12 protein-coding genes are annotated in these 13,911 nt (G+C 61.9%); 7 read left to right on the top strand and 5 right to left on the bottom strand.

The window, feature by feature from the left end; translation table 11 throughout:
- Positions 1-7 precede the first annotated feature (7 nt).
- Complete coding sequence (locus tag ACILSR_RS20760; protein ID WP_395751707.1) at positions 8-1,168, top strand: hypothetical protein; 1,161 nt, start codon at positions 8-10, stop codon at positions 1,166-1,168.
- A gap of 30 nt (positions 1,169-1,198) precedes the next feature.
- Positions 1,199-2,278, top strand: coding sequence for a sialidase family protein (locus tag ACILSR_RS20755; protein ID WP_395751706.1), 1,080 nt, complete (start codon positions 1,199-1,201; stop codon positions 2,276-2,278).
- A 122-nt stretch (positions 2,279-2,400) separates the two neighbouring features.
- Here ACILSR_RS20755 and ACILSR_RS20750 read toward each other — a convergent pair whose 3' ends face one another.
- Positions 2,401-3,402, bottom strand: coding sequence for a hypothetical protein (locus ACILSR_RS20750; protein WP_395751705.1), 1,002 nt, complete (start codon positions 3,400-3,402; stop codon positions 2,401-2,403).
- Here ACILSR_RS20750 and ACILSR_RS20745 point away from each other — a divergent pair.
- From ACILSR_RS20745 to ACILSR_RS20730, 4 genes are read left to right on the top strand one after another with little or no spacing between them, the layout of a single operon-like run.
- Entirely contained in the window at positions 3,382-3,762 is a 381-nt protein-coding gene (locus ACILSR_RS20745) for a BlaI/MecI/CopY family transcriptional regulator (RefSeq protein WP_395751704.1), read from the top strand. The two genes, ACILSR_RS20750 and ACILSR_RS20745, sit on opposite strands and share 21 nt — an antisense overlap.
- 24 nt (positions 3,763-3,786) lie before the next feature.
- The gene (locus tag ACILSR_RS20740) at positions 3,787-4,731 is read left to right on the top strand and encodes a M56 family metallopeptidase (RefSeq protein ID WP_395751703.1); all 945 of its coding nucleotides are present in this window, start codon (positions 3,787-3,789) and stop codon (positions 4,729-4,731) included.
- Between the two features lie 45 nt (positions 4,732-4,776).
- Positions 4,777-6,168: a sulfatase gene (locus ACILSR_RS20735; RefSeq protein ID WP_395751702.1), complete on the top strand. Its 1,392-nt coding sequence runs from the start codon at positions 4,777-4,779 to the stop codon at positions 6,166-6,168.
- Positions 6,165-6,833, top strand: a complete 669-nt coding sequence (locus ACILSR_RS20730) for a TVP38/TMEM64 family protein (protein ID WP_395751701.1) — start codon at positions 6,165-6,167, stop codon at positions 6,831-6,833. The genes ACILSR_RS20735 and ACILSR_RS20730 overlap by 4 nt, the downstream gene beginning before the upstream one ends.
- 9 nt (positions 6,834-6,842) lie before the next feature.
- Here ACILSR_RS20730 and ACILSR_RS20725 read toward each other — a convergent pair whose 3' ends face one another.
- From ACILSR_RS20725 to ACILSR_RS20710, 4 genes are all read right to left on the bottom strand, one after another.
- Positions 6,843-9,356, bottom strand: coding sequence for a glycosyltransferase (locus tag ACILSR_RS20725; protein WP_395751700.1), 2,514 nt, complete (start codon positions 9,354-9,356; stop codon positions 6,843-6,845).
- A gap of 69 nt (positions 9,357-9,425) precedes the next feature.
- Positions 9,426-9,767 carry a hypothetical protein gene (locus tag ACILSR_RS20720; RefSeq protein WP_395751699.1) on the bottom strand — a complete coding sequence of 114 codons (342 nt, stop codon included), beginning with the start codon at positions 9,765-9,767 and terminating at the stop codon, positions 9,426-9,428.
- Between the two features lie 6 nt (positions 9,768-9,773).
- On the bottom strand, positions 9,774-10,379 hold the full coding sequence (locus tag ACILSR_RS20715; RefSeq protein ID WP_395751698.1) for a helix-turn-helix domain-containing protein: 606 nt from the start codon (positions 10,377-10,379) through the stop codon (positions 9,774-9,776).
- Between the two features lie 198 nt (positions 10,380-10,577).
- Positions 10,578-12,914, bottom strand: coding sequence for a hypothetical protein (locus tag ACILSR_RS20710; RefSeq protein ID WP_395751697.1), 2,337 nt, complete (start codon positions 12,912-12,914; stop codon positions 10,578-10,580).
- Between the two features lie 88 nt (positions 12,915-13,002).
- Between ACILSR_RS20710 and ACILSR_RS20705 the strand changes: the two genes are divergently transcribed.
- Positions 13,003-13,872, top strand: a complete 870-nt coding sequence (locus tag ACILSR_RS20705; RefSeq protein ID WP_395751696.1) for a helix-turn-helix transcriptional regulator — start codon at positions 13,003-13,005, stop codon at positions 13,870-13,872.
- The last annotated feature ends 39 nt before the right edge of the window (positions 13,873-13,911 follow it).

The following is a 13,911-nucleotide window of genomic DNA, read 5'->3' as shown; positions in this document are numbered from 1 at the left end:
CACAACCATGAAATACCTCGCTGCATTCCTTCCATTGCTGGCCCTTCACGCCTTCGCTGACGATCCCGTCGCCGCCTGGTCCAAAGACGTCACCATCAAGGCCGTCTCCCCCATCGAGGGCCGCCACACCACCCACAGCTACTACCTCAACAATCCCGAAAGCCCGGACGGCACCCGCGTTCTCTTCTTCACTTCCACGGATCCTCAGGGCCAGCTCGGCGAGATCCGCATGATCGAGCGTGCCACTGGAAAAGAAACCGTCCTTGCCGACAACATCCACACCGAGGACGCCCACCGTGTCGCCTGCCAGCAGTGGATCTCCGGTGGCAAGCGAGTGGCCTATCACGAAGTCATCGACAAAAAATGGCGCGTCGTCGTCATCGATGTCGCCACCCTCGCCAAGACTGTCATCGCTGAAAATCACCAGGTCGGCTTCGGCCAGCCCGAAGGCGATCTCGTCCCCATGTACGGCTGCCATTGGAACCCCGGCCCCTATCGCGATCTCGAAGTCTGGGACGCCTCCACCGGCAAGACCACCACCTATGCCAAGATCAGCGAGGTCGAGTCCAAATACGGCGACTGGCTGAAGCAGGAGTTTGCCGGCAAGCCCTGCTCCGTCTTCTTCCCCGTCCTCAGCCCGGATCTGAAGCGCGTCTTTTTCAAAGTCGCCGCCGGCAATGGCGGAGACAATTACATGTCCAGCGGAGCCAGCCATCGCCAGGGAACCGTTGTCTATGATTTCGAAAAAGCCGCCTGCGTCTGGCAGCGCAACAAGTGGGGCCATCCCGCCTGGACACCCGACTCCAAGCACATCTTCGAGGCGGGAAACATCATCTTCAATGTCGATGACATTTCCGCCAGATACGACCGCCTCAAAGACGTCCCCGTGCTCAGCGGCACTCATCCCTCTGTCAGCCCGGACGGCACTCTCATGGTCACCGATGGCATGAGCAAGAACGTCGGCGGCAAAGGCGACGAATGGGGCATACAGGTCGCCGACATGAAGGGCGGCAAATGGGTCCTCCTGCACAGCTTTGCGCAAAACGGCGGAGCCAGATCCTGGCGTCGCAATCACCCGCACCCCATCTTCAGCGCCGACGGCAAACGCATCTACTACAATGTCAGCGACGGCCCCTTTACCCGCCTGATGGTCGCGGAACGTCCGTAATGTGCCCGGCGCTGGCAGCGTTGGTAGCGCATGAAAATCATCGCCGCAGCGCTGCTCGCATTCTCATTCGTCCCTCTGCACGCCCAGGAGGCGGAGCCCGCAAAGCTGCAGCGCGTCGTCGCCATTGAAAACGTCTGCGCCTGGCCAAACCTCACCCTCCTGCCAGACGGCACCATCGTCGCCATCCTCTTCAATCAGCCCGGCCACGGCACCTTGCAGGGAGACGTGGACTGCTATGCCAGCACCGACGGGCTGAAGTGGGAAAAGCGCAGCACCGTCACCCAGCACGAGCCGGACACCATCCGCATGAATCACGCCGCCGGTCTCGCTAAGAATGGCGACCTCCTCGTCCTCTGCTCCGGCTGGACCAATGTGAAACAACCCCTCCGCCCCAAGCAGGCGGACTTCCGCGATGCCGTCCTTCGATCCTGGGTCCTCCGCTCCAAGGACGCCGGACGCACCTGGAGCAAGAGCGATGTTTTTCCTGCCACCGAATCCGACGAATGGACCGAGCACATCCCCTTCGGTGACATCTGGACCGCACAGGACGGCACGCTGCGCACCTCCTGCTACCAGGGCCAGCTCACCGATCCCACGAAATCATCCAAGACCAAAGGCTGGCGCTCCTGGTGCTTCCGCAGCGATGACGACGGCCTCACTTGGAAACCCCAGTCCATCATCGGCCCCACGCACAACGAGACCGACATCTTCCCCCTCGGCGGCAAGAGCTGGCTCGCCGCCGCCCGCACTGCGCAGATGGACCTCTTCCGCAGCGATGACGACGGCGCCACCTGGAACTCACCGCTCAAAGTCACCGACCGCAACGAGATCAACGGCCACCTCACCCGCCTCGCCGACAAACGCCTGCTCCTCAGCTATGGCGTCCGCATCAAGGATCGCCACGGTGTCTGCGCCAAGTTCAGCAGCGACGACGGCAAAACCTGGAGCGCTCCCATCCGCCTCGCCCGCAGCGATGTCAGCGACTGCGGCTACCCCTCCAGCATCCAGCTTGCGAATGGCAAAATCGTCACCGCCTACTACTCCAAATCCGCGCCCGAGTGCGATCACTATCACACGGGCGTTGCCGTTTGGGAGGCTGCGGCACCCTAAAAATTCACGACAAAGATCGGCGCACGTTCCGCTTGGAGGAGAGGGATCATCCTGATCCCTCAATGCTCCGCTTCGTCTATAAGTTCCTCCGCAGCCACAAGGTCTCCTGCGGCTTCACATCATCACCGCGCCCCCGGAAACGCATTCGCACCCCCACGCGCCTGCTGCTCCTTCAGCAGCTCCGCTTTCACCCGCGCCTCGTCTTCTTCAAACACGGCCATCCCGATCACGCCTACATTGCCTGCTGCTCCTTTGCTTGCAGCCTTGGAGCGCGCCACGCTGCCAAACACAAACGCTCTCGCGGTCGTGCTGTTTTTTCGGAAGCCATCCACGTCATAGCTTTGCTTGGGTCCCAGCACAAAACCTGCCTGGCTTGGACTGGCTGCCTGGCCGGTAAGAACGTTCAGGCCATCCACGCTCAAGACCACCAGAATGCGCTTCTTCGTGCGGTTTTCGAGCCTGATGTCGTAGTGGCTGCCGTTCTGCCCGATCACGATGCGCTTTCCGCTGACGTCATAGTGTTGGAACACATCGCCGTAGCGCACCAGGCCCACTTTCAGACGTTCGCCCGCTGCTGAGAACAGGCCGTTGTGCTTGCTCAGGCTGCCGCCCAGGACTTCCACCATGGTTTTCGCTCCCGCCTCATCATTGTAATGAAACGAGTCCACGGCATCCGGCGTGTCGGATTTGCGGATCAACCGAGCATCCTCCAAAACGGAGTACTTCTCCTGACCCGCTGAAGTGCCCAATCCTGGACGCTCCTGGACTCGGGAGGATGCCAACTCGCTCGAGGCACGGCTTGCGCTTGCGGACTCAGGTGCATCCATGGCAGGTGCCATGACCGGCGGCGGAGGTGGCGGCGCCGGAGACATCATCGAAGAACATGACGCCATCATCGCGGCGGTGAGTGACACAGAGCAGCAAGCAAACAAACGGCGGAGTTGGGCTGGGTTCATAAATGCAGAAATATCAGCATTTGGATTTCTGGCAAGATTAAATGCTGAAAAATATGCATTTAATCCGAGAGCCTGTAAAAACCGCCTGCGTTCACAGTGTTCGCATTCCTCGCTTGCCATTCCATCCAAATGCAGCATTTTCAGCACATGGCAGCCAAAGACGATCAACTTTCCAAACGCGAGCGCCAGGCCATGGACATTGTCTTCCGCCTTGGCAAGGCCACGGCCGAGGAGATCCAGGAGGAGATGCCAGACCAGCCCTCCTACTCCGCCGTCCGCGCCCTCCTCAGCATCCTCGTCGGCAAAAAACTCCTCAAGCACACCCGCGAGTCCCGCCGCTATGTTTACGAGCCCGCCATCTCCCGCGAGAAGGCGCGGGACTCCGCCCTTCGCAAGCTCATGCGCACCTTCTTCGATGGTTCCCCCGGCAAGCTCATGGCCTCCCTTCTCGATGCCAGGGACCGCAAGCTCCCGCCCGAAGAAATCGCCGCCATCCGCAAATTGCTCGACGATCAGTCGCGTTCCTGATTCAATCCAAACACGTTCACCGTCATGACCGCCTTTTGGATCGCCATCGCTCTCAAAGCCACCCTGTGGGCGGCCCTCATGAGCACCGCCGCACTCGTGGTGCCCGCGCAGCATCCTCGGGCACGGCGTTTCCTGGCCCTGCTCGGCATGTGGGGGCTGTGGCTGGTGCCTTGGCTGCCCATGCCGTGGCCGGGCCTGTCTGTGGCTCCTATTGCAGTCGCTCCATCCGGGGCTTCTTTACCCGGCGGATGGCTCCTGCTGCTTACATTGGTCTGGGCCTTCGGCAGTTTGCTGCTGCTGCTTCGCGTGGTGCGTGACGTCAGCGGCATCCAGCGCTTGGTTCGCCACTCCACTAAGTGCACGCTGAATGCCGGCGCTGCCGTCGAGGTGCGACTCACTTCAGAAATCGAAGGCCCCTGCATGACCGGCTGGCTGCGTCCCTGCGTGCTCCTGCCATTGGAGGCTGTCTCATGGCCGGAGGACACGCTCCGTGCCACCCTGCGCCATGAATGCCAGCATGCACGCCAGCGGGACGGACTGCACCGCTTCTGCGCGGCACTCGTTCGTGCTGTCTTTTGGTGGAATCCTGCCATGCATGTCGTGTGCGGCATTTACGAGGCGGAATCAGAGATCTGTTGTGATGAAGAGGCCGTCTCATCCTGCAGCAGGCGTGAGTACGGCGAGATGCTTCTCGCCCATGCCACTTCGCAGACTCCGTCGCAAACATTCGCCATGTCCTTTGCCCGTCGTTCGGGCCTGCGCGTCCGTTTGCAGCGGCTGTTTGAGACACGCCGAGCCTCCCGTTGGGCCGTCTCCACTCGCTGGCTCACCGCATGGCTGCTCATCCTTGGCGCCACCTTTCTCATGGCTTCCATCCGCGTTATGTCGCCAGCGTTGGCCCACGGAATTTCGCTCAAAGACGAGGCTCGGCTGCGTTTAATGGCAGACCCGTTTCCGGGTGCGCCCTGATTGGCCTCATGCGCCAGTGGGAGGCGTGAATCCTGCCCTCACTCCATGAAAACTCTCTGCCTGCTTCTGTTGTTCTCGGTCAGCAGCCTCGCTGCAAAGCCAAACATCGTCTTCATCTTCGTGGACAACTTCGGCAACGGCGATCTCGGCTGCTTCGGCTCAAAGCTGCATCGCACTCCCAATGTAGATCGCCTCGCCGCTGAAGGCACCAAGTTCACCAGCTTCTACGTCGCCAGCGGCGTCTGCACCCCAAGCCGCGCCGCTCTCATGACCGGATGTTATCCTCGCCGCATCGGCATGCACATCAGCGACACCGGCGGCGCCGTCCTCCAGCCCGTCGCACGCAAAGGGCTCAATCCCTCGGAGACCACCATCGCCGAAGTTTTGAAAAGCGCAGGCTACGCCACCATGGCCATCGGCAAATGGCACCTCGGCGATCAGCCGGCCTTCCTTCCCACACGCCAGGGCTTCGATGATTTTTTTGGCATCCCCTACAGCGATGACATGACCAAGGACAAGAAGCCGGACATCTGGCCGGACCTCCCGCTCATGCGCGGAGAAAAAGTCATCGAGGCCCCTGCGGACCGCGATCATCTGGTCAAACGCTGCACCGAAGAAGCAGTTCGTTTCATCGAGCAGCACGCCGCCTCCCCCTTCTTCCTCTACCTGCCGCACACCATGCCCGGCTCCACCGCGCACCCTTTTTCCAGCGAAAACTTCCGCGGCAAAAGCGCCAATGGAGACTACGGCGACTCCGTGGAGGAGCTCGACTGGAGCACCGGCCAGATCATGGCCGCTCTGCAGCGTCTTAAGCTCGCGGACAACACCCTCGTCGTCTGGACCTCCGACAACGGCGCCGTCAGACGCACTCCACCCCAGGGCAGCAATGCCCCCTACCGCGGCTTCGGCTATGACACTTCAGAAGGAGCCATGCGAATGCCCTGCATCATGCGCTGGCCTGGCAAAATCCCCGGCGGAGCCGTCAACGACGCCCTGTGTTCGACCATGGACATGCTGCCGACCTTCGCCAGTCTCGCGGGTGCCGCCCTCCCGCCGCATAAGATCGATGGGCACGACATCACGGCGCTTCTCTCGGATGCAAAAAGCACCCGCTCCCCCTGGGATGAGGACGGCTTCTTCTACTACCGCATGCAGCAGCTTCAGGCCGTGCGCGCGGGCGACTGGAAGCTCTACCTGCCCCTCGATGGCAAATTCAAAAACCTCAGTCCCAAACGTGAACCCTTCCCGCTTCAGCTCTTCGATGTCCGCCATGATGTCAGCGAAGAGCACGAAGTCTCCGCGCAGCATCCTGAAGTCGTGCAGCGCCTCACTCAGCTCGCGGAAAAAGCCCGCGCCGACCTCGGAGACGTCGATCGCCCCGGCTCCGGCCAGCGCGAGGCAGGCATGGTTGGGAAAGCCGCGCCGCTCTTGCCATGAGGCTATTGCCTGCTGTGTTAGTCCGCATGACCCGTGGCAGCCGCTCGCTCCTCCTACTCACTCTCATCATCCTCGCCGGGATCATCATTCCCTTCATGATCTGGGGAGATCAGTTTGATCAAACCCTCAGTCTCAAAGGCGCTCGCACGTGGATGGAAAGCTACGGCTCCTGGGCCTGGGCGGCGGGCATCCTCCTGCTCATTGCGGACATCATTCTGCCCGTGCCCTCCACCGTCGTCATGTCCGCCCTCGGCTGGATGTACGGCTGGTTGCTCGGCGGCCTCATCAGCGCGGCTGGCTCCATGCTCTCAGGCATCATCGCCTACGCCGCCTGCCGCTGGCTTGGTCGCGGTGCTGCTCGCTGGATCGCTGGTGCGGAGGGCCTGCGCAAAGGCGAGGAAATCTTTGAGCGCCGCGGCGGCTGGCTCGTCGCTCTCTCCCGCTGGATGCCCGTTCTGCCGGAGGCCATCGCCTGCCTCGCCGGACTCTCCAGCATGCGCTGGCGCGTCTTCCTCCCTGCTCTCGCCTGCGGCTCCATTCCCACCGGCTTCGTCTTTGCCGCCATCGGCCACCTCGGCCAGAGCGAGCCCGCCTGGGCCTTTGCCCTCAGCGCCATCGTCCCCATCGTCCTATGGCTCGGCGCCGCGCGTGTGATGAAGCGCTAGCTCTACTTCCTACCGCATCTCCTCCAGCCCCGCTCTCTTTGCCGCCAGCCGCGCAAGCCGGTGCATGTCCCGGCGCATCACCCACACTCCCAGCGGCAGCAGCAGGCCGATGGCCAGGGCTGCCAGAGCACCCAGCACCAGCAGCGCATGCAGTCCCGCCACCATCAAAATCGTCGCCACCATCAGCCACAGCAGCAGGTTCCATCCCAGGCTGCGCCGTGCGCGTAGCAGCAGCCGCACCCGCGTGAGGCAGCGCCCGTCGGCATGAAACTCCGTCACACTCAGAAAGGCCCGTGACACTTCGGCCCATGGCCACGCCTCCACGTCAAACCAGCGCCAGCCGTCGTCATCCCGGAAAATCACGTGCGCCGTTCGAAATTCCTTCCGCAGTTCCTGCAGCCAGGCTTCGCGGGTCGTTCCCTTCTCACTCCAGAAACTCAGCGTGCCCAGGTTGAGCGTGATCTTATGCGGCCGCGTCGGGGGCATGATGTTCGGCAGCAGCGGGTGCCGGCTCGGCCTCGCCCCCAGGGCCACCATGCCACGGAGCCGCGCCCATTCCCGCACCATGGGCTGCAGAAAGCTCAGCCACCACAGCAGCAGACGGTCTTCCATGCGCCGGAGATTTGCAGCAGCAGCATTGCGCACACTCATCTGCCACGCCGACCACAGGGCAAAGCTCAGAAGCCCCGCCGCCACCCATGGCAGCCGGCACAGCAGCGCCAGCAGCAGCAGCGCCACCCAGAGCAGGCCGGTGAACCACTCCCACCAGCGAAAACTCGAAGAGGAGTAGATCACCTGAAACGCCCCCAGCCCAAACGGCCCGTGAAAAATGCTGCCTTCCACCGGATGATCCGCCGGGTGTTCATCTCCGTAGATGCCTCCGCGCCACCGCGCGCCTCCGAGAAATCCAAAGCGCTCGGCATGGTGCTTCATCAGCAGCGCCTCCGCTTGTCCGTAGCCGCGCTGCTGGGCCAGATAGGCCTGCAGCGTGAAGCGCCGGTGATGCCACACCATGGCCCCCGGCACAAACAGCAGCCTGCCCCCTGCTTCCCGCAGCCGCCAGCACACATCCACGTCATCTCCTGCCGTCTTAAATTCCGCCCGGAACCCGCCGATGCCCTCCAGCGCATTCTTCCGAATGGCAAGATTGCAGCCCGGCAGATGTTCCGCCTCCGTGTCATCCAGCAGCACATGCGCCGGCGCGCCCGGTGCCGCCGCCACCACTCGCTCGATCCGGTTGCGCGGCGGCGGTGGTATGTTCGGCCCTCCCGCCGCGACCACGTTTTCTTCCATAAACGCATGGCTCAGGTGCAGCAGCCAGTTCGCATGCACCATGCAGTCATCATCCGTATAGGCCAGGATCTCTCCCGTGGCCAGCTGCGCCCCCAGATTGCGCGCCGCACTCAGCCCCGAATGTTCCTGGTGGTGATAGCCCGCCCTTTCAAAACCCTTCACGATCTCAGCCGTGGCATCCTTTGATCCATCATCAATCACCAGCACCTCAAAATCCGGATAATTCAGCGCCACCAAGGATTCCAGGCACTGGCGCAAAGTGGCGCCTCCATTCCTTGTGCAAACCACCACCGAAATGCGCGGCGGCACCGCAGGCGGCGCCCAGCTCGCTTTCAGCTCTTTCTGCACCGCGCACGCGGGCCGTTCCTTCCTCTCACCATCCACCAGGCCAAACTTCCACCCTGCCACTTCCTTCCCTCCTCGGTGCCACTCGTCAGTGTACGCGAACCACACCCCGCCTGCGCACCCTCCCTTCAGCAGGCATTCATGCTGCCAGCGCAGCACCTCCGTCTGCCTCTCCACGCCATGCGTTGCCACATCCAGCCCAAACTCCGTGATCAGCAGCGGCTGGTTGCCGGCAAGATTTTGCAAGCTCGCGAGGTAGGCGCTGAATGCAGCCGCAGATTCCAGGTACACATTCACCGCCAGAAAGTCCGCATTGCGCGGCACCAGATATCCGGTGGACGGGTACGTCGCATAGCTCACCAGTGTCTGCGGAGCATTGCGTCGCGCTGTCTCGATCAGTCTCTCGATGAATGCACGCACGCGCCCCGGCTTCATCCAGCGCACCAGTGTTTTCTCGATCTCATTGCCCACCAGAAACGCGGTGATGCAGGCATGCTCTCCCAGCCGGGCCGTCGCAGCACTGACCCGATTCTCGATGTCACGGCAAAGAGAGGCGCTCGCCAAAAAATCCACGTGCTCGCTCCACGGTATGCCCACGATCAGCCGCAGCCCCAGCGCCTCCACCTCGCGCAGTACAGCCTCGGTCGGGAGCTCATACAGCCGCACCGTGTTAAACCCCAGCGCAACGATGTGGCGCAGGTCCGCGGTCAGCTGGGCGTCTTCAGGAAAAGGCTCGCTTCGGGAGTTCGGCTTGAACGGCCCATAGCTGACCCCTCGCATGAAGTGTGGAGTGCCATCCTCCAGTCGCAGAAACTTCCCCGCCGCCATCACACGCTGCCCGTGAGACACAGGCGGAAGTGTGGAAGTCGGTGGAGCAAAAGTCATGCAGAGGCGTAAGTTTCACGTTCGGAGGGCCCGAACTGTGAACAGGTACGTGACTGAGGCCAGTTAGATTCAGGCCTCGGAAGCTTTCTCGGCAGAAGTCTGGCCCGGGGTGGTGCTTTCCACCGTGTCTGGCTCCGTGATCTCCATTTCCACCCAGCCGTCGCCTTCACGCTCAAGACGCCGGTTGTTGATGAACATCACAATGCAAAGTCCCAGGAAGGCCGTGCTGGTTTCCAGCACAAACGGAGTCGAAAAAAATGCGAACAGATAGGCCAGTCCCTGCGCCACGATTTCACGCGCCGTCTCGTTCACATACGCGGCAATGCCGACGGCAAGGATGATCCCGAGAGAGCCCAGCAGCGACTCGAGCCACCACGGGGATTTGGAAGGAGAGTTTTTTGGAGCAGGCATCGTGGATCAGTTGGCGGGCGTGACCTTATTCGTAGCAGGCGGAAAATCCACCGGTTTCGGTTTCACATTCGCCATCTCCACTTTGCCTTCGGGAGTCACCAGCGGAGCGGGTGCCGGGGGTTCATCATCATCCACGGGCAGCGCCTTCAGCGCGGCAGGCTCCTCCTGGTTGTGCAGATCAGCCACATGCTTTCCCCACATGGCAGTGCCAATCAGAATGAATGCAAAAACCCCCAGAGCCGCAGGCAGCGGCGATTGAATGGACCTCACCCGGCCGCCGCCTGCTGCAGGAGCGGCACCGCGCTCCGCGTAGGGGTCGTTCTCACGCAGCCAGGGCCCCTGTGTCTGGGTCAGGTAACGGTAATCACGCTCTCCACCCAGCGCTCCTTCAGGAAGTTCCTCCAGCACCTCGGACGCATCCACGCCGAGGAAGTCGGCATACTGACGGAGGAACGAACGCGCATACGTCAGACTCCCAAAAGCCGCGATATTCCCAGCCTCCAGATAACGCAGGCGCTGTACTGGAATTCGTGTTTCATGCGCGGTGTCCTCAATGGACAGGCCGCGTTTTTCACGCGCGGCGTTGAGGATCTGTCCGAAGGCGGCGGTCATGGTCGTTTGTGATACGGCGATTGTGACATCGCCGGATGTGGAAGCGATGAATTATTTTATAAACCGCAGTGGCGGCAAGGGAGGCATCCCGGACGTTGATGACCAGTGTTCCAGTAATCAAAGCAAGGATTACTAAAAAACCGTGCCATCCTGTCACATCAGGCCGCACACCCACACCATTTTAGGACCAAACCGCCCTCACTCATACTTCAGCTGCGCCGTCGCTTCGCATGCTGCATTCGCAGTCACCCGCACCCAGCGTGCCTGCACCGCTGGTTCAAACTCCAGCTTCAGCTCCGCCCCTTTCGCCACCGCCGCCTCCCGGTACGTCACCCACAAACCGGTCCCCGTCAGATCCAGCTCCACCTTCATCTTCACATCATTTGCAGCATCATGGCTCAGCGTCAGCGTCCGCTTGTCATAGCCCCACATCAGATACGGATCGCTCGCCTGTCCCTCCTTCACCTTCGTGTTCTTCCACGGCCCGCCCTCGCCTCGCGGCTTGCCCAGCTTCCATAGATCATCGATCGCCCCCGCCCACAGCGCCGCCTTGCCGTCGTCACTGCGCAGGATGTGTTCGCTTGCGGGCGCATCCGTCTTCACACCGCTCATCAGAAACAAACCGCGATACCCGCCGAAATCCGTCACCCGCAGATCATGCGAGGCCACCGGCCGGATCTTCGCGAAGCCATCCGCATTCTCCGCAGGCAGCTCAAAGAAAGTGCCGCAAGCGCTCAGCATGTCGCGCTCGGTGGCCACCTCACGGCACACCCGCAGTTCGCCCGCATTCGTTGCGGCATCCAGCGCCGTTGTCGCACGCGGCAGCCTCCACCGGCGTCCGCGATCATCCACCACCAGCACACTCGCCTCGTCCAGTGTGATGACCTGCTTTGGAATCGCCACTTTCGTTTTCACATACGCCTCTGCTTTCGCATCCTCCACCCGCTTCAGCTTCAGGTTCGCATCCAGCTCATAGTAGCCTGCATCCGCCGCGAAGCTCAGCGTTCGCGTATTCTCACCACGCGCACGGAACACTCCCGTCTGCATCTTCTTGTCTCCGGCCCGTGCCACGCCCTCAAACATCGCATCTGCTTCGTTGCTTCGCGCATCGCCGTTCGTCAGTGTGATGATGACGCTCATATCCTTGCTGTCATGGTCGGCCGCCAGTTGCAGCCACTCAACGTTGCTGGTGTCGATGTCTTCACGCTGGGCGCTTCCGCTCGCGTGATCCACCCGCCACACGCTGCCGTGCTTCCATCCCGCCACTAGAAACGGGTCCGCCTTGTCACCCGCTTTCACACTCTCATGCAGCCACACCGCACCGCTCGCATGCGCAGGCCCCAGCTTGTCCGGTGTCTCGGTGCTCGTGAACCACAAGTTCGACTGCGACTGCCCCACACTGTCGATCCCGCCCTTCACCTTGCGCTTGTTCAGAAACTCCGACTTCGCCGAATCATCGCAGCCAAACACCAGTCGTTCATTCCATCGGCTGAAATCACCGATCACCTTCATGTACGCACTGCGCACCCGGATGCCCTTCGTGTTCTCGGCTGAAAACGTCCGCGGAAATCTCCAGAACGCCCCGTGCATCGTCATCAGCAGATCATCCTCGCCGATGTCACGGATGCGCGGCCACTCCGTGTTCCATCCATGCGCGCCGTCATAGCTGTGGCTCACCTTCGGCAGCCGAAACGACTGCCATTTCCCACCATCCAGCAGCATCAAGATCAGCGACTTCGCATCCCACCCGATGCTCCACACCGGTGCGTTCACATCACTGCCCTGGATGCCGCCCGGCCCCGTCACTTCTGTAAATTGATTCCGCCTCACCAGCTGCCAGTCTTCACCCGGTTTGTACCATTCACCCAGCGCACCGCTTGGCGTCGTCGGGTCCGTCAGCACTCGTTTGTCGCGGTCGCCGTTGTTCGCGTAAATGAGCCGCCCCTGCGCCGAATACAGCCCTTTGCCATGATATCCCGGCAGCTGCGACTCCAGCTTGGTCAGCGGTGTCTCAACCGTAAAACCCTTCTTCAAAGGATTGCCATCACGAATCAGAGACGTCACCGCCAGCGAGTCCACATCCACTTCATAGAGCCCCTCCTCCATCGTCGCATAATAAATCTTTCCCGCCGGATCGCTCAGATGCCGCGCATTGCCCGTCAGTCGCCCCGGCATCTTGTGTGGCGAGATCACCCGCACCTTGCGCTCCGCGTCGATCACATACGGCCCGATGAAAAGCTGCTTCGACTCCGCATGGATCATCCGGTTCGCCGGGGTTCCACCCACGCTCTCCGGTCTCACCACCTGCTGCAGCTCCGGCGTGATCTCATACAGCTTGTCGCTCGAGCCAAACGGAAGATGCGGGCCATACGTGACCACCCACAGCCGGTCTGCCCATGGCACCACCGCGCCAGTGCCGCACTCCCCTTCGTTGTTAAACATCGCCAGGCCCGGATAGATGCCGCTCACGCGGCGCGGTTCTTCAGCAGCAAGAATGCCGGTGCATGCCACCAGCAGCAGAAGGTTGGATTTCATGCCCGGATCAAACCCACGCCTGCTTCCCTGGCAACCGTCGTCAGTTATGCCGCATTGAAATCCCTTACATCCCCCGCAAAGCTACACCATGCCCAAACCGCAGGCCCTCTCACTCCCCGCCGATGTCTGGCGCACTCTTCGCCATGAGTGGCTGTGGGTGTATCGCGGCCCGGTGCCGCAGTGCGGCGTTTGGTCTCCCGAGATCCCCGTGCCAGCGGGTGTCTTCTTCGTGGAGCGCGGCGAGGTCCGCATCCAGGCCGATGGCAAAGAAATCCTCGTGCCGCTCGGCCACGCCTTTTTTTCTTCGCCTCATCTGCGTCGTCATTGGTTTGCGCCCGGCACGCGTCTGCTCTCCGTTGGCCTTCGCAGCCAGTGGCCGGATGGCACCTCCCTCTTTCGCAATGCGCTCAACTTCGCCGCTGCTGCCCCGGCATTGCAAAAAGCCACCCAGCAGCTCTTCGCCAGCATTCACGGCGCGCGAAAAACCGTCACCTACCGCCAGGCCATCGAGCCCGCGTCCCATTCCGCTACCGCATGGGCCGCGCGCGAGGCCGCATTCACCACCTGGTTTTCTGCATGGATGGAAACCTTGCAGCAGTTCCAGGTGCAGCCCGTTCCCCAGGCCCGCTCACGCCGCCGTGTCGATCAACTCATCGCCTGGCTGCAGGCGCTGCCGCTTGATCACACCACCCCGAGTCTCCCGCCCGATTTCCCCATCGGCACCCGTCGGGCCGAGCAGCTCCTGCACCAGCACCTCGGCCTCGGCCTGCGCACCTTCATGGAACGCCGCCGCCTCGATGTCGCGCGCGAGCGCGTCATGGCAGGTCAGGACACCCTCAAGGAAATCGCTTTCGGCCTCGGCTTTCGTCACGCCTCCCATTTCACCGCCTGGTTTCGTCGCCACACCGGCGTTTCCCCTTCTCAGTATCGCCTGAGCGGAATCGGGCAGGCCGCCTGACCAGGAAAGTCGATTGCTGGACTCGTTCCCATGGCCTCT

Source organism: Prosthecobacter sp. (assembly GCF_044222565.1).
In the GTDB taxonomy this organism is placed as follows: domain Bacteria; phylum Verrucomicrobiota; class Verrucomicrobiia; order Verrucomicrobiales; family Verrucomicrobiaceae; genus Prosthecobacter.
Note: the sequence above shows the minus strand (reverse complement) of the source record. Positions and strands in the feature narration are given on the sequence as shown.